19 protein-coding genes and 1 pseudogene are annotated in these 17,766 nt (G+C 68.3%); 9 read left to right on the forward strand and 11 right to left on the reverse strand.

Annotation, left to right across the window (positions count from 1 at the left end):
- On the reverse strand, positions 1 to 1,321 hold a 1,321-nt coding region (locus tag E1261_RS31765; protein WP_132413097.1), incomplete at its 3' end, for a bifunctional phosphatase PAP2/diacylglycerol kinase family protein.
- A 94-nt stretch (positions 1,322 to 1,415) separates the two neighbouring features.
- Between E1261_RS31765 and serS the strand changes: the two genes are divergently transcribed.
- Positions 1,416 to 2,690: a serine--tRNA ligase gene (gene serS, locus E1261_RS31770; RefSeq protein WP_132413099.1), complete on the forward strand. Its 1,275-nt coding sequence runs from the start codon at positions 1,416 to 1,418 to the stop codon at positions 2,688 to 2,690.
- Complete coding sequence (locus E1261_RS31775) at positions 2,687 to 3,496, forward strand: HAD family hydrolase (RefSeq protein WP_132413101.1); 810 nt, start codon at positions 2,687 to 2,689, stop codon at positions 3,494 to 3,496. The genes serS and E1261_RS31775 overlap by 4 nt, the downstream gene beginning before the upstream one ends.
- Positions 3,497 to 3,675: 179 nt before the next feature.
- Here E1261_RS31775 and E1261_RS31780 read toward each other — a convergent pair whose 3' ends face one another.
- Positions 3,676 to 4,230 carry a WhiB family transcriptional regulator gene (locus E1261_RS31780; protein WP_238176554.1) on the reverse strand — a complete coding sequence of 185 codons (555 nt, stop codon included), beginning with the start codon at positions 4,228 to 4,230 and terminating at the stop codon, positions 3,676 to 3,678.
- Positions 4,231 to 4,785: 555 nt separating this feature from the next.
- On the opposite strand from E1261_RS31780, the gene E1261_RS31785 reads away from it, so the two are divergent.
- Positions 4,786 to 5,598 (forward strand): HAD family hydrolase, encoded by an 813-nt coding sequence (locus E1261_RS31785; protein WP_132413103.1) that lies wholly within the window; start codon positions 4,786 to 4,788, stop codon positions 5,596 to 5,598.
- A 3-nt stretch (positions 5,599 to 5,601) separates the two neighbouring features.
- On the opposite strand, the gene E1261_RS31790 is transcribed toward E1261_RS31785, so the two are convergent.
- Positions 5,602 to 6,207, reverse strand: coding sequence for a bacterial proteasome activator family protein (locus E1261_RS31790; protein ID WP_132413105.1), 606 nt, complete (start codon positions 6,205 to 6,207; stop codon positions 5,602 to 5,604).
- A 31-nt stretch (positions 6,208 to 6,238) separates the two neighbouring features.
- A complete protein-coding gene (locus tag E1261_RS31795; protein ID WP_132413107.1) occupies positions 6,239 to 6,769 on the reverse strand; it encodes a CGNR zinc finger domain-containing protein in 531 nt (176 codons plus the stop codon).
- A 25-nt stretch (positions 6,770 to 6,794) separates the two neighbouring features.
- Between E1261_RS31795 and E1261_RS45535 the strand changes: the two genes are divergently transcribed.
- Entirely contained in the window at positions 6,795 to 6,962 is a 168-nt protein-coding gene (locus tag E1261_RS45535) for a hypothetical protein (protein WP_165952724.1), read from the forward strand.
- On the opposite strand, the gene E1261_RS31800 is transcribed toward E1261_RS45535, so the two are convergent.
- The 4 genes and pseudogenes from E1261_RS31800 to E1261_RS31815 form a co-directional block, all read right to left on the reverse strand.
- Complete coding sequence (locus E1261_RS31800; RefSeq protein ID WP_132413109.1) at positions 6,963 to 9,581, reverse strand: FtsX-like permease family protein; 2,619 nt, start codon at positions 9,579 to 9,581, stop codon at positions 6,963 to 6,965.
- Positions 9,570 to 10,303, reverse strand: a pseudogene (locus E1261_RS31805) (ABC transporter ATP-binding protein); the annotation flags it as partial. The pseudogene E1261_RS31805 and the gene E1261_RS31800, both read right to left, overlap by 12 nt.
- Complete coding sequence (locus E1261_RS31810; protein WP_132413113.1) at positions 10,300 to 10,872, reverse strand: PadR family transcriptional regulator; 573 nt, start codon at positions 10,870 to 10,872, stop codon at positions 10,300 to 10,302. The gene E1261_RS31810 and the pseudogene E1261_RS31805, both read right to left, overlap by 4 nt.
- A 33-nt stretch (positions 10,873 to 10,905) precedes the next feature.
- Positions 10,906 to 11,472 carry a TetR/AcrR family transcriptional regulator gene (locus tag E1261_RS31815; protein ID WP_132413115.1) on the reverse strand — a complete coding sequence of 189 codons (567 nt, stop codon included), beginning with the start codon at positions 11,470 to 11,472 and terminating at the stop codon, positions 10,906 to 10,908.
- Between the two features lie 73 nt (positions 11,473 to 11,545).
- Here E1261_RS31815 and E1261_RS31820 point away from each other — a divergent pair, with 73 nt between their 5' ends.
- A complete protein-coding gene (locus E1261_RS31820; protein WP_132413117.1) occupies positions 11,546 to 11,959 on the forward strand; it encodes a VOC family protein in 414 nt (137 codons plus the stop codon).
- Here E1261_RS31820 and E1261_RS31825 read toward each other — a convergent pair.
- The 3 genes from E1261_RS31825 to mobA are packed head-to-tail and all read right to left on the reverse strand — an operon-like array spanning position 11,956 to position 14,364.
- Positions 11,956 to 12,933 (reverse strand): NAD(P)H-quinone oxidoreductase, encoded by a 978-nt coding sequence (locus tag E1261_RS31825; RefSeq protein WP_132413119.1) that lies wholly within the window; start codon positions 12,931 to 12,933, stop codon positions 11,956 to 11,958. The two genes, E1261_RS31820 and E1261_RS31825, sit on opposite strands and share 4 nt — an antisense overlap.
- Before the next feature lie 3 nt (positions 12,934 to 12,936).
- On the reverse strand, positions 12,937 to 13,791 hold the full coding sequence (locus tag E1261_RS31830) for a phosphotransferase family protein (protein ID WP_132413121.1): 855 nt from the start codon (positions 13,789 to 13,791) through the stop codon (positions 12,937 to 12,939).
- 33 nt (positions 13,792 to 13,824) lie between these two features.
- A complete protein-coding gene (mobA, locus tag E1261_RS31835; protein ID WP_238176555.1) occupies positions 13,825 to 14,364 on the reverse strand; it encodes a molybdenum cofactor guanylyltransferase in 540 nt (179 codons plus the stop codon).
- Positions 14,365 to 14,401: 37 nt separating this feature from the next.
- Between mobA and E1261_RS31840 the strand changes: the two genes are divergently transcribed.
- The 4 genes from E1261_RS31840 to E1261_RS31855 form a co-directional block, all read left to right on the forward strand.
- Positions 14,402 to 15,190 carry a carbon-nitrogen hydrolase family protein gene (locus E1261_RS31840; RefSeq protein WP_132413124.1) on the forward strand — a complete coding sequence of 263 codons (789 nt, stop codon included), beginning with the start codon at positions 14,402 to 14,404 and terminating at the stop codon, positions 15,188 to 15,190.
- Positions 15,191 to 15,211: 21 nt separating this feature from the next.
- Complete coding sequence (gene cobC / locus E1261_RS31845) at positions 15,212 to 16,237, forward strand: Rv2231c family histidinol phosphate aminotransferase CobC (RefSeq protein ID WP_132413126.1); 1,026 nt, start codon at positions 15,212 to 15,214, stop codon at positions 16,235 to 16,237.
- A 74-nt stretch (positions 16,238 to 16,311) separates the two neighbouring features.
- Positions 16,312 to 16,806 carry a BatC protein gene (locus tag E1261_RS31850; protein ID WP_132413128.1) on the forward strand — a complete coding sequence of 165 codons (495 nt, stop codon included), beginning with the start codon at positions 16,312 to 16,314 and terminating at the stop codon, positions 16,804 to 16,806.
- A gap of 38 nt (positions 16,807 to 16,844) precedes the next feature.
- Positions 16,845 to 17,766 (forward strand): cupin domain-containing protein (locus E1261_RS31855; RefSeq protein WP_238176556.1); only part of this gene is annotated, 922 nt, incomplete at its 3' end.

Consider the following 17,766-nt stretch of genomic DNA (forward strand, 5'->3'; position numbering starts at 1 on the left):
GCAGGGGGATGTTCGCCTGCAGCATGCCGACGTTGCCGACCACGACCGTCCGGACCCGGCGTTCGATCGTCAGTTCGTCGTCGAAGGTGATCCGGACCCGGACCGACGGGTGGTTGATGTTCCGCGCCGTCGACACCAGGTACGCCGGCCACCCGATCTGCGCCTTGAGTACGGGCGGCGCGCCGGAGATGATCGCCGCGTCCAGCCCGAGCCCGGCCATCACGGCGAACCGGTCCGTGTCCAGCTGATCGCCGTACACGGAGACCATGTCGATCCGCCGGTCCCGCCCTTCCAGGATCCGCTCGAGCGCGTCGTCGAGATCCAGCGGGATGTGCAGATTCCGGGCCAGCAGGTTGCCCGTGCCGGCCGGGATCACTCCAACCGGGATCCCCGTATGCGCCAGCGCAGCGCAGACGACCCGGACCGTGCCGTCGCCACCGGCCACCAGCACCAGGTCCGACTCGTACTCGATCGCGCGCTTGGCCATCGCGTTCCCGGAGTCGTCCGCCCGGGTCTCCAGCCACAGCGGATCGTCGAAGCCACGCAGCTCCAGCGACCGGGTCACCTTCCGCCGGAAGGCCACGCCGTCCCCGACCTTGATCGGGTTCACGATCACGGCAGCTCGGGGCGGGCGCGCGGTCTCCAAAGCAGAGACCGGGGTACGACGGCGCCTCCGGCGCAATCCGGGGCGCAGGCCGAAGCCGATCGACGTGGCGGTCAGGATGGCCAGCCCGAGTGCCCAGCCACCCAGCACATCGGACACGTAGTGCACGTTCAGCGCGAGCCGGTCGACCGACGCGATCCACACCACCACGATCACCGGCAGCAGCACCAGCAGCCGGAACCGCCGCCGCCAGCCGCGCACGGACGGCAGCACGACACCGAGTGCCCCGGCCATCACGAACGCCGCGGTGGCGTGACCGGACACGTACGACCAGCCGTCGGTCTCGACCAGGTGCTGAGCGGGCTGGGACCGGGTGAAGATGTACTGGGCCGCCTGGACCAGCCCGAGCTCCGCTCCGGCCGAGACGAGCAGCCAGACGGTCAGCAGCCGGGCCCGCCGGTGCCAGAGGTAGACGGCCACGATCACGATCACCGCTCGCGACGTCCACGGCAGGACGACCGCCCCGACCACCTGCCAGAAGTCGACCACGTTCGGGTGGGTGGCGCCGTACGACGCAGCCCGGGCCGCCATGGAGGCGTCCCACTGCTGCAGCGGCGGCCAGCCTCCGAAGACCAGGAGGGTGATCACAGTGAACGGCACCGCACCCAGGACAACGGTGAGCGCACGGCCGACCGGACTGGGTGGATGGTGGTTCATCGCCCGCTCAAATCCCCCTCTGTGATCACGTAGCCCCACCCCATCATCCCGAATTGACTTCGCCGCTTCAGACACGCCCCGATACCCTCAGGGTGTGATTGACGCGAAACTGCTCCGTGAGAACCCTGACGTCGTACGAGCCGCCCTGACCAAGCGCGGCGAGAGTACCGACCTGGTCGACCAGATCCTGGTCGCCGACAGTGAGCGCCGATCGTCCATCTCCGCCTTCGAGGCGCTCCGGGCCGAGCAGAAGACGCTCGGCAAGCAGGTCGCCCAGGCCAAGGGTGACGAGCGCGCCGCGCTGCTGGAGCGGACCAAGACCCTGGCTGCCGAGGTGAAGGCCACCGACGCCGCCGCGAACGACGCCGAGCGCCGCTTCAGCGAGCTGGCCGAAGGGTTGCCGAACCTGGTCTCGGACGAGGCCCCGGTCGGCGGCGAGGCGGACTTCCGCGTGGTCGAGGAGATCGGCAAGCCGCGCGACTTCAGCGCCGAGGGCTTCGAGCCGCGGGACCACCTCGAGCTGGGCGAGCTGCTCGGCGCGATCGACATGGAGCGTGGCGCCAAGGTCTCGGGGGCCCGGTTCTACTTCCTCAAGGGCGTCGGCATGCTCCTGCAGCTCGGCATGCTGCAGCTGGCCATCCAGCAAGCGGTCGAGAACGGGTTCACCCCGATGATCACGCCGACGCTGGTCAAGCCCGAGGTGATGGGTGGCACCGGCTACCTGTCGGCGCACGACGACGTCTACCGGCTGGACGAGCCCGAGCTGTACCTGACCGGTACGTCGGAGGTCGCCCTGGCCGGGTACCACATGGACGAGATCCTGGATCTGAGCAACGGCCCGATCCGGTACGCCGGCTGGTCGTCGTGCTACCGCAAGGAAGCCGGCTCGCACGGTAAGGACACCCGCGGGATCATTCGTGTCCACCAGTTCGACAAGGTCGAGATGTTCTCCTACTGCAGCCTCGAGGACGCTGCCGCGGAGCACCTGCGGCTGCTGGACTGGGAGAAGCAGATGCTCGACAAGATGGAGCTGAGCTACCGGGTGATCGACACGGCGACCGGTGATCTCGGGCAATCGGCGTACCGGAAGTTCGACTGCGAGGCCTGGGTGCCGACCCAGGGCGCGTACCGCGAGCTCACCTCGACGTCGAACTGCACCGACTTCCAGGCCCGCCGGCTGAACATCCGGCACCGCGACGCCGACGGCAAGACCCAGCCGGTGGCGACGCTGAACGGGACGCTGGCCACCACACGCTGGATCGTGGCGATCCTGGAGACGCACCAGCTGGCGGACGGATCGGTCCGGGTGCCGACGGCACTGCAGCCGTACGTCGGTGGCCGTGAGGTCCTCGAGCCGGTCAGCAAATGAGCGAACGACCGCAGGTAACGCCCTTCCGACCGACAGCCGTTGCCCTCGACATCGATGGCACCCTGATCGACCATGACGAGGGGTTGTCGCCTGCGGTCGTCGACGCTGTACGGCGGACTGCCGCGCAGGTGCCGGTCTTCCTCGCGACCGGCCGGGCCTGGTCCACGACCATGCCGGTGGCCGAGCGCTTCGGTCTGCCCACCGGCGGAATAGTTGTCGTCAGCAACGGTGCACGGACGATGCGTTACCCGGACGGCGAGGTGCTGGACGAGCGCACGTTCGATCCGCGCACGGTGATCGCCTCCGTCCGTGAGCACGCGCCGAACGCCCGGATGGCGGTCGAGGAGTACGACGGGACCTACCTGGTGACCGCGCCGTTCCCGGAGGGCGACCTCGGCAAGAACGCCAAGATCCGGGTGGTGTCCGACGACGAGCTGGCCCCGGAACCCGTGACCAGGTTGATCATTCGGGACCCGGAGCAGTCCGAGGCGGACTTCGTCCGGCTGGCCGAGCGACTCGGTCTGCACGGGGTCGGCTACTTCGTCGGCTGGACGGCCTGGCTCGACATCGCGCCCGAGGGTGTGGACAAGTCGACCGGGTTGAAGGTGGCGCTGGCGCAGTACGACCTGGATGCGTCGGGTCTGCTCGCGATCGGGGACGGCCGCAACGACATCGAGATGCTGACGTTCGCCGGCCACGGGGTCGCGATGGGCTCGGCACCCGACGAGGTGAAGTCGGTTGCCGACGAGGTGACCAAGTCGGTCACCGACGACGGGGTTGCCGCCGTTCTGAATCGGTACTTCTGAGACCTCTGCAGTGTCGCGCCCGGCCGGTGGTCGGCGCCAACCTTTCGACCAGGATTAAATAGATTGACAACGCGATAGCTTGCCAGTAGCAACGAAAAGGCCCGGAACCCCTGTCTACACAGGGATTCCGGGCCGATGCGTTGAGTGACCGACGGTCCGCTGGCGGGCCGAGCGTCGGATCAGGCGACGCGGCTACCGCCCCGGCGGGGCTGGCACGGCTGGACGTCCACGACGGTCTCGAAGGCGTCCAGGACCGCGTTCACCGCGGGCTTCGTACGTGGCGTCTTGGTGGCCGGGCTCTGGCCACGCCGGGCCCGGCGCAAGTGCCTCTTGACAGTCGACAAGGAGCATCCGAGCCGCATGGCAAGGGATTCCAGGCTGTCGTTGGGGTACTGACCCCGCAGGCGCAGCACCTCTTCGTGGCTCACCGGGCGCCGCGTCCCGCGCGCGCCGGCCAGTTGGTCGAAGTCGTCGGCCTGCACTTCGACGTCGAGCAGATTGCGCATCGAACGGCGTTGTGCGGCGGTGGTTCCGGCGACGAAGCCACTCACATCGTGCTCGGCGACGGCACTGTAGAGGCAGTCGGTGAACAGCGGACACGAGGCACACAAGGCTTTTGCCTCCCGGACCAGCTGTTCGTACCGCTCCCGGGTCCGGCGGGTGGCCGAAGCGGGCGGCGGCTCTTCCATCAGGCGGTGCTGGAAAATATCCGACCGGGCGATACATCCGGTCATGGCCCCATCTGTGCTGGAAGATGTGTCGACAGCTCGATCGTGCCCCATGAGATTGGCGCTGCTGACGGTCATTCAAGGCTCCCCAAGTATCCGGACCTCTGTGAACGAACGGTGAACTGGCTCGATCACACGGATCCACTAGCTGATGGAACGGCGAACTGTTGCCGACCCACCACGTCGTCGTCCCTGGCTCGGGACATACCGATCCATAACTGTTGACGTCGCTGCTGAGGATTTGGTTGCAGCCAAATCCGCATCAATTTCGCGGACGTTTCGTCTGCTGGTTCGCTGGCGGGCTGTCTCAGTCGTGCTGATCCAGAACAGGCATACGACGCGGTCGAATCGCCCCGGGTTCCCTGCCAGACCTCCGCATGAAATCACGCGCTCTCCCTGCTGCGCAGGGGAACTTGCTGCCTTTGCAGCTTGTTGCCGTAACGGTCTGGTGACGTTGTCAAAAGCTCAATAAGATTGATCAGAATCATCTGAAACCGATGTCCCAGAGCTTGCGCCGAACGCCGGTCGGGCGGTAGTGCGGCAGGCCGATACGGTGAGCGTGTGAAGGCATCCGAAGCACACCGCCCGCCGCGTCTGGTCGCCACCGATCTGGACGGCACCCTGGTCCGCAGTGATCGATCGATCTCCGATCGAACCCGGGCCGCGGTCGCCGCGGTGCAACGCGCCGGAAGTGTTTTCGTGATGGTCACCGCCCGTCCACCTCGGTGGCTGCACGACCTGGCCGACCTGGTCGGCGATCACGGAATCGCAATAGTTGCCAACGGCGCCATTCTGTACGACGTCGGCCGGCAGACCGCGATCCGGACCCGGCTGATCGATCCGGCGGTGTTGCACGAAGTGGCAACGGCGATCCGATCGGAGATTCCCGAGGTGGAGTTCGCGATTGAGCGATCGAACCGTTACGGACAGGAACCGCAGTACGTCAACCGGTGGCCGAAACCCGAGGACACGTTGATCGCCGAGCTCGAGGTCCTGCTGGCCGAGCCGGCCGCCAAACTCCTGGTCCGGCATCCCAGCTGGCACTCCGACGACCTGCTGGCGCGGATCAGCGCCGTGGTGGGCGAGCGCGTCACCGCCAGCCACAGTGGCGGCACGAGCCTGGTCGAGATCGGCGCGACCGGTGTCTCGAAGGCTGCCATGCTCGCGGATTTCGCTGCAGAGCTGGACATTCCGGCTGCTGACACGATCGCCTTCGGCGACTCGCTCAACGATCTGCCCATGCTGGCTTGGGCCGGTACGTCGTACGCGGTCGAGAATGCGCATGCCGACGTACTGGCTGTGGTGGATCGGGTCTGCCCCTCGAACGACGAGGACGGCGTTGCCGCCGTCCTCGAGGAGCTGTTCGACCTTTAGGGGTTAGAGATACATCCCGCCGCTACCAGGCCCGTCAGTGGCCTGTGGGGCGCCGGGGAAGCCGGGGCCGTCCTCGCCGGTGGGCGGCTGGCCGCCGGGAAGGGCGCGGCGCAAGCCTTCCAGTTGCTGGCGTGCGGCCATCTGCTGGGCGAACAGGGCGGTCTGGATGCCGTGGAACAAACCCTCCAGCCAGCCGACCAGCTGGGCCTGGGCGATCCGCAGCTCGGCCTCGGTCGGCGTGCTGTCCTCGGTGAAGTCGAGGCTGAGTCGCTCCAGCTCCTCGACGAGCTCCGGAGCCAGACCGCTCTCCAGCTCCTTGATCGAGGCTTCGTGGATCGACCGCAGCCGCTGCCGTGAGGCCTCGTCGAGCGGTGCCGACTTCACCTCTTCGAGCAGCTGGCGAATCATGTTCGCGACCCGCATCACCTTGGCGGGCTGCTCGACCAGTTCGGTCACCGATCGTGGCTCATCGTGATCGTCGTCGTCGTTCGAGCGCGGCGGTCCTTCGACAGCCATCCCGTCCGGGCCGACGATCAGCACCTTGCCGTCCTCGGTCCGTGCCCCGGCCATCGGCATCTCCTGGCCCTCGCCGCTGCTGCTCTCGCTCATCTGCCCATCCTAGGACCCCCGCGCGTGACGGCTAGGGGGTGCGGGCCCGATGCCGCCGGACGGCGTCCCGGTTGGCGCAGGCGGGACTGCAGTAGCGCTGCCGGCCGGTCCGCGACAGATCGGCGTACACGTTGCCGCAGCCCTCGGTGGCACAGCGTCCGAGGCGGCTGATGCCACGGCCGGCCAGGTGCAACGCCGTACCGGTGCTGATCAGTGTCGCGACCAGTCTGCCGACCGGCACGTGGTCCGGGCGGTAGTGCATGTGCCAGCCGTCGCCGGCGTGGTTGGTCAGCCGCGGATGCTCGGTGTACTTCGCGAGCATGGCGTTCATCAGATTGACGCGGGTCTGCTCGTCCTCGGCGTCCACGACCTCCAACCACTCGTCCAGAGCAACCCGGACCGCGGCCAGATCCGCGCGGGTCACCTTCCGGTCCCGCACGAGCCGGCTCTCGACCCCGCTCTCCTCGCAACGCTCCGCGAGTTCGTCGGGGGTCGAGGCCGGTCGCGTGACCAAGTTGACGGCCAGCAGCACCGCGTCGGCACCGTAAGGGTTGAGATGCATAATGCCATTACAGCACGATAGGGACATGACAGCCCCCACCGAGACCCACCGGCACCGCTGGAGCGCGGTGTCCTCCCACCAGATCAGCGAAGGACTAGTCGTCTACCAGCGGTGCGCCTGTGGCGACTGGCGCGTCACAAGCACACCGCCGTACCCGGTCGCCTACCCCGAGGTGGCCCACATCGCCAGCTAGCTAATCAATGCGAGCAACCATCGGCAGCCGCGACCGCGTCAGGGCCCACGCGATCAGGCCGGCGAAGAGCGGGACCACGATCACGATGGTGGCCAACGACAGCCACGGGACCGCGAAGGTTGGTGAGCCGAAGGCGGCGTGGGCCGTGTAGCCGTAGAGCGCGCCGACTCCCACACCCAGCACGCATCCCAACTGCCCGAGTACCCAGGCTTGTGCGGCGGCCAGGCTGCGCCGACGATGTGGCGGGGCGCCGATCGCAGCCAGCGTGGCCAGGTCCGCTCGGCCCTCGGCTGCCGACAGCGACACGGAGATCGCGACACCGAGCAAGGTGACGACGGCCGCGGCCACGATCACTCCGATCAGGAGCTTCCGCGTCGGATCCTGGTAGCCCTTCTCGACGACCAGTAGGCCGTCGTGACCGAGCAAGCGGTCCACCGCGGTGATCTCGTCGTCGGTCGGCAGCCGCTTCAGGTCGTACTCGACGGCGAACGTGCCGACCTTGCCGATCTTCGCGGCTGCCTCGGGACCGATCAGCACCTGGTCCTGGAACATCGTGAGCCTCGGGTAGGGACCGGCGTACGTCGCTTTGTGCTTCGCGAGCGTCTTGGGGCCTTCCGCCCTGCTGAAGCCGTCGATCTGAACCGTGCCGGTCGTGGTGAACTGGGCATGGGGCACCACGGCGTCCCCGGCCCGGAGGCGATCGGCGACCTTGCGTCCGTCGGTGCCGGCGGCATCCAGGTAGGCCGGGTCCACGACGATCAGTCCGCCCATGTAGTCGGCCTGCGTCCCAGTCGGGCCGCCAGAGGCACTCAGCCATGACTCGTGGCCGCCGACCGGCCTCCCGGGCGCCTCGATCATCCCGAAGCGGTAGACGCGCTCGGTCGGCAGTTGTCCGGCGATGCGTTCTTCGGTCGCGGCCGTGTACGGCACCGATCCGGAGTCGCTGCCGAAGCGCACCATCGCGTTGCCCAGCTGGCCTTCTGGCATGTACGTCGCCGCGTCCGCCGCCGTCGAGTTTGCCCCGGCGAAGGCGATGGCCGCCGTCGCTGCGACCGCCATCATGATCGCCGCGGTGGCCGGGCCGGTGCGATGCCGGTGCCGGGCGGCGTCCCGCAGCGCCAACCGGCCGCTGAGCGGTAGATGCCGAGCCAGGCCGGCCAGCTTGCCCACGAGATTCGGCAGCATCCAGACCAGGCCGCTGACAACGGCCGTGATCCCCAGCAGGACCAGTGCGATCGGACCGGTGGGGGTTGCGCTCGCCCGGGGCGATCCGCCAAGGCTCTGGGCATTGCGGGCCGCGGCGAGCTCCGCCGCGAGCAGGCCGGATCCGATCAGCACCAGAAAGACACCGGTGATGACCATCAGAACGGCAGGTTTGCGGATGGCGGTCCGCGCGGTTGTCGCGGCGAAGCGTCCGGACAGCGCGGCCAGCGGAGTCTGCCGGCTCGCGCTGATCGCCGGTAGGGTGGCGGCCGCGAGCCCGGCGGCCAGCCCGAGGGCCGAGATCAGGATGATCCCGCCCCACGGGATCTGCCAGCCGACGAACAGCGAACCGCTGAGTTCCTCCAGCAGTTGCCGGCCGATCACGAGGGTAGTTGCCGCCAGCACCAATCCGCTCGTCACCCCGACCGCACCGGCGAACAGCCCTTGCAGCAGGACGATCCGCCGGACATCGCGCGGGGTGCCGCCGGTGGACAGCACCAGCCCGAGTTCGCGGGTCTGCCGCCGGGCTCCGACCGCGAACGCCGTACCGGCGAGCAGGACGATCTCGAGGATGCCGAAGCCGATCGCAAGCGCCATCGCGGCGTACGGCGCGACGCTGGTGCTGTAGTTCCCGGGCGGGTCCACGATGTTTGCTCGTGGCAACAAATGCAACCCTTGGTCGGACAGGACCGGGAAGAGTGTGAACGGGTCGGTCCCGGCCGGCAGGTCGACCAGCCAGGGGATCTCCGGGTTGTCGGCCAGCGAGATCAACGGCGTACCGGGCGGAGCGAAGATCCACCAGTTGGCCGGCTGCGAGATCGGCCGCGCGAGGCCGACGATCTGGTACGAGCGGCCCTTCGTGTCCTGCATCGTGCCGCCGACCGTGACGCCGAGGTGCTTGGCGAACGACGGCGTGATCGCCACCTCGGCCGGCGCGACCGGGAACCGGCCTTCGTCCAAGCGGCTGAGTCCGGCGGCCAGCGGATGCTGCGCCTCGCCGACGATCACGGACGCCCCGTTGGTCGTGGACGGTCCCTTGATGTCGGCACTGCCCATCTCACTCGGTGCACGGACTGCAGTGCTACCGGCCGGGAGCAACGGCCGGGGGTCGAAGGCCGCGGGGTCTCGCACCGGCTTCTCGTGGTTCTCGGCCGGTCCCGGCATGCCGAAGAGGCTCGGTCCCTCGTCCACCGTCTGCAGCTTGCCGTACGGCGTCACGGTGAGCCGGGCGTCCGCCTGGCCGATGGAGACCTGGGCCAGTGCCTCGCCGGTCGGGTTGCCGGTGCGGCCGCTGACGCCCAGCAAGGTGGCGGCGAAGACCGGTAGGCCGATCAGGGCGGCGACCAGGAGGGTTCGGCCGAGGTGTCTGCGGGTGGTTCTTCGGGCGATCCGCAGGGGTGGGCCCCAGGTGCCCATCAGTGGCTTCCCTGCAGGAGCTGGTCGGGGTCGGCCAGCGGGCCGGCCTGGCCTACCAGGACACCATCGCGCAGGTAGACCACCCGGTCGGCCCAGGCGGCGTGCCGGGCTTCGTGGGTGACGAGGACGCCGGCGATACCGTGCTGGTCGCAGCGGTCCCGGAGGAGCTGGAGGACGGCTTCACCGGTCTCGGAGTCGAGGGCTCCGGTGGGTTCGTCGGCGAGCAGTAGTCGTCGGTCGCCGACGATGGCGCGGGCGATCGCCACCCGCTGGCGCTGGCCGCCGGACATGTCGTCGGGGAAACGGTCGGCGAGTTCACCGATACCTACCTCCTGCAGGGCTGCTTCGGCGTACTTGCGGGCGGTCCTGCTCCGGGTGCCGTCGAGCTCGAGCGGGAGCGCGACGTTCTCGACTGCGGTGAGTGCCGGGATCAGGTTGAAGTCCTGGAAGACATAGCCGATCCGGCGGCGCCGCAGCGCGGCCACACCGGCCCGGCTGAGGGTGACGAGATCGTTGCCGTCGACAAGTACTTCGCCTCTGGTCGGCTGGTCGAGACCGCCGGCACAGGTCAGCAGGGTGGACTTGCCCGAACCGGACGGGCCCATCACGGCCACGAGTTCGCCGGGTGCGACGCTCAGGTCGACGCCACGCAGCGCGTGTACGGCCTGCTCGCCCTTGCCATGCGTCCTGGTCAGGCCGCGGATGTCGAGGATCGCGCTCATCTGGTCACCTCGGTGGTGTCGTCGGCCTCGTGGACCTGCGGTTGTTTCGCCGGCCGGCCGCGATGCCTTAACAGGATGGATTCGCAGTGGTCGAGCCAGCGGATCTCGGCCTCGGCGGCGAAGATCATCGACTCCAGCACCAGCCGCCAAGAGATCTCGCCGTCGCGGTCGCCGCGTTTCAGCCGGGTCAGCTCCTGCAGGGACTGCATCGTCGCCGAGCGCTGCCGCTGGACGACGGCGCTGACGTCGACGCCCGGGACCGCCAGTGCCAGCGCGAGTTTGATCGCGAGCTCGTCTCGCGGCCGCGATTCGCGCGTCACCGGCGTCTGGAACCAGCTGTCCAGCTCGGTCCGGCCCGCCTCAGTGATCTCGTACGTCGATCTGCCGTCGGCCTCGGTCGACGCAGCCCGGACCAGGCCGTCACGCTCCAGCCGGGTCAGAGTCGTGTAGACCTGCCCGATGTTGAGCGGCCATGTCGCGCCGGTGGCTGCCTCGAACTCTCCGCGCAGCTGGTACCCGTACTTCGGCTCCTCGCGGAGCAACGCCAGTAGTCCGTGCTTGATCGACATAGATACTGAGTATGCATACCCAGTATGGAGCGGTCAACCCACCAGGCGCCGGACCAGGCGGTCGGTGGTGGCGTCAACGTCGTACGGATGGCCGAGGCCGACCGTGAGTTGGTCGAGGATGAGGCCGTCGATGGCGAAGTGCAGCAGGCGAACCTCCTCGGCGCCGCCCGGGAGGCCGGCGTTCATGTTGAAGGAGACATCGGCGTCGAAGCCTTGGCGCAGCGTGCGGGAGAGGATCCCGTGCAGCTCGGGGCGGCGAGCCGCCTCCAGTCGGAGCTCCAGTAGGGCCAAGGAGAGCTCCGGGCGACCGAGGAGTCGCTCGACGATGTAGCGGACCAGGTCGACCATCAGGTCGATGGTCGGCTCGCGCTGGGCCAGCGGTTCGAGGATGGCCGGATCCGGGGCGAGTCGCTCGAAGATCCGCTCGCCGAGGGCACCGAGCAACGCATCCCGGGTGCGGAAGTAGTTGGACGCCGTACCGGCGGGGAGTCCGGCCGCGGCGTCGACCGCACGGTGGGTCAGGCCGCGGGCGCCGGCTTCGGCGAGGACGGCAAGACCGGCGTCGGCGAGCTGGGTACGGCGTTCGGGGTTCCGGGGCATGTTGACAACTGTAGCAGTCATCAACTACAACTGTCGTGGTCAACAACAACATCTGTAGTAGTCAGGAGAGCCTATGCAACCCGCAGCTTTCGGTGCCACCGTGGTCACGGACCGGCCGGCGGAGGTCGCCGCCTTCTATCAGCAGCACTTCGATCTCCAGATCACCCTCGATATCGGGTGGTTCGTCTGCGTCCGGCGCGGTGACGCCGATTGGGAGCTCGCGATCGTCCAGCGCGGGCACGAGTCGGTGCCGCCGGCCGTGAATGCGCTCCGGGACAGCACGAACGTGTTCGGCTTCATCGTCGAGGACGCCGACAAGACCGCGGCCGCGCTCGTCGAGGGTGGCGTGCAGTTGGAGGGCGAGCCCGTCACCGAGGTGTGGGGTCAGCGGCACTTCTTCGTGCGTGATCCCGAAGGCAGCTGGATCGACGTGATCCAGCTGGTCGCGCCCGACGCTGAGTGGCTGGCCGCGAACTTCCCCAGTTAGAGAGTGAGCAGGACCTTCCCGATCTGAGTGGATTCCTCGAGGGCGCGGTGCGCCTCGGCGACGTCGGCCAGCGGGAAGGTGGTGTGGACGATCGGGCGGACCTTCTTCGCGGTGACCAGCGGCCAGACGTGGCCGACCACCTCGGCGACGATCCGTCCCTTGTCCGCAACCGAGCGGAACCGCAGGCCGGTTGCGGTCACCGAAGCCCGGCGGCTGAGCAGGCGGCCGAGATCCAGCTCGCCCTTCGCCCCGCCCTGCATACCGATCACGACCAGCCGGCCGTCGTACGCGAGGGACTTCACGTTGTCGGTCAGGTACTTCGCGCCGATGATGTCGAGGATGACGTCGGCCCCGGCGCCACCGGTCGCCTCCTGGACCACGGAGGCCCACTCGGCTTCCTTGTAGTTGATCGCGATATCGGCACCGAGCCGGCTCGCGAACTCCATCTTGTCCTTGCTGCCCACGGTCGTCAGCACGCGCGCGCCGTGCGCGACGCCGAGCTGGATCGCCATCGTGCCGATCCCCGAAGCACCGCCGTGCACCAGGAAGGTCTCGCCTTCCTTGAGGTGCGCACCCATGAAGATGTTCGACCAGACGGTCGCCACGACCTCGGGCAACGCGGCCGCGCTGATCAGGTCGATCCCCTCCGGGACCGGCATCACCTGCGGCGCCGGTACGACGACCTTCTCCGCGTACCCACCTCCGGCCAGCAGCGCGCAGCACTCGTCGCCGACCGCCCAGTCGGTGACCTCGGAACCGACCGCGGCGATCCGGCCGGAGACCTCGAGCCCGATCGTGCCGGGTGCACCCGGGGGCGGTGGGTAGAACCCCTGCCGCTGGAGAAGGTCGGCCCGGTTCACACCTGCCGCGACGACGTCGATCACGACCTCGTCAACGGCCGGGGTCGGATCGGGGATCTCTCCGACGGTCAGTACCTCGAGTCCGCCTGCACCCTCACACACCACAGCTCGCATGTCTCACACCGTACCGGCGATGTCGGCGGCGATCCCGTCCAGGTGAACGTCTTCGCCTATCGACTTGAACCAGTCCCATAGCTCGAGCGAGTGGTAGACGCGGTACAACTCGATCCTTTGCGCGTCCAGGTCGCCGTACCCGTCTTCAAGGCCTTGTCGTTTGTCGGTGTGGTCGCGGATCGAGTACGAGATGGTCTTGGCGACGTCCATCAACGGGTCGGCCGCGATCGCGTTCTCGACGTCGATGAAGCCGCTGACCTGCCAGGTCTGTGGATCGACCAGCACGTTGCCCTCATGGAAGTCGTTGTGACACAGGACGGCGTGATCGTTGGCGAGGTCGGTGTGGCTTTGGACGTACTCGGTGATCCGCTGGTGCAGTACGGCGTCGCCCCCGAGCTGCTCGAACTCCGCCAGCTTCTTGGCGAACTGCCGTCGGACGTACTGCTCGTTGTCCTGCAACGGATCGAGGATCTGATCGACCAGATACCCGTACGCCGGTTGCGGGATCCGGTGCATCCGCTGCATCAGCGCACCGAGTTGCCGGTAGATCGCCCGCCAGTCCGGTGGTTCGAGCTCGGACAACGGCACCCCGTCGAGCTTGGTCAGAACCGTGAACTCGTCCTGCTCCACGTACAGCACCTGCGGGATCTCGGTCGTGAACTGAGCGGCCAGCAGTCCGTAGACGTGGACCTCCTTGGCCTGCTTCCACGCCCACTCCGGCTGGTAGACCTTCACAATCAGCGGACCCTCGTCGGTGCTTGCCTCGAACACACTGCTGAGCTGTCCGCCGGTCCGCTGCGTGATGTTCGTGACTGTGCTTCCGGGACGAGCCTTGGCGACCATCGCGTTGACGTCCATGGTCTGGACCCTAGGTGCGCTGTCGAACGGTTTTCAGCCGTCTAGGTCGGCCCAGGTATCCACGTCATCGCCCGCATGCGCTGGCTCCTGCCAGACCAGATCCAGCTCGGCCGTGAGCCGCCGTACCGACTGGTCCCGCGGATCGCCGAGCCGCTCCAGCGCCTGCTCGAGCGAGGTCCTTTTGTACGCCGCTGCGAGCCACTGGTCGCGTCCGTCGCTGTCCCGCAGTCCGCTGCCGTCGTGGCTTCCGAGGCTGTCGACCAGCCGACTGATGTCAGCCGCCGTCACCCACGGCAAGTCACAACTCAGCACGACCACAACCGGCGCCGTCCCGCCGGCCAGTCCCGCCGCGAGCCCAGCTACCGGACCACTGCCGGGCGGGTCCTCCTGAGTCCACTCCACTGTCCGGTAGGTCTCTCGCACCGGCCCGACGACGACCGTCCGGGCGGCGTTGGCGACCGCTCGCAGCACGCGATCGAGGAACGTCACCCCCTCCAGTACCACCAGCGCCTTGTCCACCCCGCCCAGCCGAGTGGACCCACCGCCCGCGACAACCACCGCATCAAACTCCACCCCAGCAGTCTGCCGCGTTCTGCGGCACCATGGGGACATGAGGATTGCTGTGGTGCAGACCGCCAGTAGCTCCGACAAGGCTGCTAATCGCGACCTGGTGACCAGAGTGGTGGCCGAGGCGGCGCAGGACCGGCCTGACCTGGTCGTGCTGCCGGAGGCGATCATGGCCGACTTCAACCTCGACGGCGTGGCGGACGTTGCGGAGCCGCTGGACGGCGAGTTCGTGGCGACGCTGCGCAAGAGCGCGGTGGAGCACGGGGTGGCGATCGTGGCGGGCATGTTCGAACGCAGCTGCGATCAGGACCGCCCGTACAACACGCTGCTGGCGGTCGGCGCTGATGGTGCCCTGCTCGGCGCGTACCGCAAGATCCACCTGTACGACGCGTTCGGCTACAAGGAGTCCGACCAGCTGACCGCCGGTGACGTCGCACCGGTCGTGGTGAAGGTCGCCGGCCGGACACTGGGCCTGATGACTTGCTACGACCTGCGGTTCCCCGAACTGTCGCGCGCTCTGGTCGACAAGGGTGCCGACGTCCTCGTCGTACCGGCCGCGTGGGTGCGGGGGCCGCTCAAGGAGCACCACTGGACCACTCTGCTCACGGCACGCGCGATCGAGAACACCTGCTACGTGGCGGCCGCGGCACAGAACGGGAAGAAGTACTCCGGCCTCAGCCAGGTCATCGACCCGCAGGGTGTCGCAGTCGCTGCTGTGGGTGACAGCGACGGCTATGTGGTGGCTGAGCTGTCCGGCGATCGCATCGCTGACGTGCGCCAGCGCAACCCTTCGCTGTCCAACCGCCGGTTCACTGTCACTCCCCGTTCCTAGTCTCGGGTTAGCCTTCGCCTTGTGGCGGATGGCTTTGACTTGTGGCACCACGGTGATCTCGAGGTCGGTGACGGCCTGGTAGACCTCGCCGTCAACGTGCGGACCGGTACGCCGCCGCCCTGGCTGATCGACGCGATCACCGCCAGCCTGTCGGACCTGGCGGCGTACCCCCGTCAGGAGGCTGCCGTGCTCGCGGTCGCTGCGCGGCACCGCGTCGACCCGGAGCGTGTGCTGTTGACCGCCGGTGCGGCCGAGGCGTTCGTGCTGATCGCCCGCGCGTTCCGGCCGCGACATGCGGTCGTCGTACACCCGCAGTTCACCGAACCCGAGGCAGCGCTGCGGTCCGCTGGGCACATGGTCGACCGGGTCATCCTGCGACCTGAGGACGGGTTCGTCCTCGACCCGGCCGCGATCCCGGCCGACGCGGACCTCGTGGTCATCGGTAACCCCACCAACCCGACCTCGGTCCTGCACCGCGCCGACGACCTGCGTGAACTGGCCCGGCCGGACCGGATCCTCGTGGTCGACGAGGCGTTCATGGACGCCGTACCGGGCGAGCCGGAGTCGCTGGCCGGTGCGTCGATTCCTGGTCTGGTGGTGGTTCGCAGTCTCACGAAGACCTGGGGGCTGGCTGGGTTGCGGGTCGGCTACGTGCTCGCGGCTGCCGGTTTGATCGAGCAGTTGGCCGCCGTACAGCCGCATTGGCCGGTGTCCACGCCTGCGCTGGCCGCCGCGATTGCTTGCAGCAACGAGCACGCAGTCGCCGAGGCAGCTGCGGCTGCCTGCGAGATCGAGCGCCAGCGGTCCTACCTGCTCGACAACTTGGTTGCTGGGCGCACGTTCGGCGTACCGCGGGGGCCGTTCGTCCTCGTGCAGGTCCCGGGCGGCGCCGTACTGCGAGAAGCCTTGCGTGCCAAGGGATACGCGGTACGGCGCGGCGACACGTTCCCCGGTCTTGGACCGGACTGGCTGCGCATCGCAGTACGACCGGAGGACGTTGTTGATGGCTTCGTGAAGGTGTGGCGAGACACTGCAGTCGACCTGTAACCGGCGCGACGTTTAGGCAGCCCGCCCTTTGCGCACAGGATGGTCCTCAAACCATCAGTGAAGGGAGCAGCATCATGGGTCTGAGCGACGAGGACATGAACACCGCGTCCGACGGCGGCGAGTACGGAGGCTCTGCCGGCGGTTCCAGCGAAGGCAACGACACCCAGGCCGGTGGCAACACCTCATCCGGCTACGGCAGTGAGAGCTCGGAGGGTCCGGCCGACGGTGGCGCAGTAGGTGGCGGCACGGACGGTGGTGCCGACGGCGGCGCTGATGGTGGTGCCGACGGTGGCGGCGGCGACGGGTACGGCGGTGGCTCTGGTGGCTCGGGTGATTCCGGCGGCTTCGGTGGCGGGGACTCGAGTGAGGGCCCTGCTGACGGCGGTGCGGTAGGAGGCGGTACTGACGGTGGCGCCGATGGTGGTGCCGGCGGCGAGGGCTACGGCGGTGGCTCGGAGTCGGGCTCTGGCGCTGGCTCTGATGAGGGCACGGCTGACGGTGGCGCCGACTCGAATGCGACCGACGGTGGTGCCGACGGAGGCGCGAGCGGCAACTCCGGAAGCTGGTGACGACAGTGCCGGGAGCCGGACCGCAACCAGATCCTGCCGTGACGGTTGACCGTCCGGCTCTTCGGCGCTGCGTGGCAGGCGACCTCGACGAATTCGGCAGCACCTACTGGGGTTCACGCGCGCTGCTGTCGCACGCCCCCGACCTGCCCGCGCCGTACGACGACCTCTTCACCCTGACCGCTGCAGACGAGCTACTGTCCCGCCGCGGTCTCCGGACACCGTTCCTGCGCATCGCCAAGAACGGGGCTGTCGTTGGGGACGGGCAGTTCACCGGCTCCGGTGGCGTTGGTGCGGACATCTCCGACCAGGTCCGCGACGACAAGGTTGCAGCGCTGTTCGCCAGCGGCCACACCGTCGTACTGCAGGCCCTGCACCGCACCTGGCCCGCGCTGGTCGACTTCGCTACCCAGCTGTCGACGGATGCCGGTCATCCGGTGCAGATCAACGCGTACATCACCCCGCCCGAGTCACAGGGGTTCTCCGCGCACTACGACGTACATGACGTCTTCGTACTGCAGGTGGCCGGGGAGAAGCACTGGACTGTCCATGAACCAGTCCATGTCGACCCACTGCGCAACCAGCCTTGGACCGACCACTCGGCTGCGGTGGCCGCAGTCGCGCGCGACCAGTCACCAGTAGTCGACGAAGTCCTTCGGCCGGGCGACGCGCTGTACGTGCCCCGCGGCTTCCTCCACTCGGCCAAGGCTCTGGGCGGCATCAGCGCCCACCTCACCGTGGGGCTCCACACTCTGACGCGCTACCTGCTGGTCCAAGAGCTCGCCGCTCTGGCCGCTCGGGAACCAGCACTCCGAACGGCGCTCCCGCTCGGCTTCGACCCAGGTGACCCGGCTCAACTAGCCGAGGTGCTTCCGGAGGTGACCGAGCTCTTGGTCGCCCAGCTCCGCACCGCCTCGGTGGACGACCTGGCGCCGTACCTACGCCGCCGTACCTGGTCAGCCA

The sequence above is a fragment of the Kribbella albertanoniae genome (assembly GCF_004348455.1).
GTDB lineage: Bacteria > Actinomycetota > Actinomycetes > Propionibacteriales > Kribbellaceae > Kribbella > Kribbella albertanoniae.

Bases quoted from the DNA above. Each gene is read 5' to 3' on its own strand.
- E1261_RS31775 (WP_132413101.1), top strand. From the start codon at position 2,687: ATGAGCGAACGACCGCAGGTAACGCCCTTCCGACCGACAGCCGTTGCC.
- E1261_RS31780 (WP_238176554.1), bottom strand. From the start codon at position 4,230: ATGACCGGATGTATCGCCCGGTCGGATATTTTCCAGCACCGCCTGATG.
- E1261_RS31790 (WP_132413105.1), bottom strand. From the start codon at position 6,207: ATGAGCGAGAGCAGCAGCGGCGAGGGCCAGGAGATGCCGATGGCCGGG.
- E1261_RS31795 (WP_132413107.1), bottom strand. From the start codon at position 6,769: ATGCATCTCAACCCTTACGGTGCCGACGCGGTGCTGCTGGCCGTCAAC.
- E1261_RS45535 (WP_165952724.1), top strand. From the start codon at position 6,795: ATGACAGCCCCCACCGAGACCCACCGGCACCGCTGGAGCGCGGTGTCC.
- E1261_RS31800 (WP_132413109.1), bottom strand. From the start codon at position 9,581: ATGGGCACCTGGGGCCCACCCCTGCGGATCGCCCGAAGAACCACCCGC.
- E1261_RS31810 (WP_132413113.1), bottom strand. From the start codon at position 10,872: ATGTCGATCAAGCACGGACTACTGGCGTTGCTCCGCGAGGAGCCGAAG.
- E1261_RS31815 (WP_132413115.1), bottom strand. From the start codon at position 11,472: ATGCCCCGGAACCCCGAACGCCGTACCCAGCTCGCCGACGCCGGTCTT.
- E1261_RS31820 (WP_132413117.1), top strand. From the start codon at position 11,546: ATGCAACCCGCAGCTTTCGGTGCCACCGTGGTCACGGACCGGCCGGCG.
- E1261_RS31825 (WP_132413119.1), bottom strand. From the start codon at position 12,933: ATGCGAGCTGTGGTGTGTGAGGGTGCAGGCGGACTCGAGGTACTGACC.
- E1261_RS31830 (WP_132413121.1), bottom strand. From the start codon at position 13,791: ATGGACGTCAACGCGATGGTCGCCAAGGCTCGTCCCGGAAGCACAGTC.
- E1261_RS31840 (WP_132413124.1), top strand. From the start codon at position 14,402: ATGAGGATTGCTGTGGTGCAGACCGCCAGTAGCTCCGACAAGGCTGCT.
- E1261_RS31850 (WP_132413128.1), top strand. From the start codon at position 16,312: ATGGGTCTGAGCGACGAGGACATGAACACCGCGTCCGACGGCGGCGAG.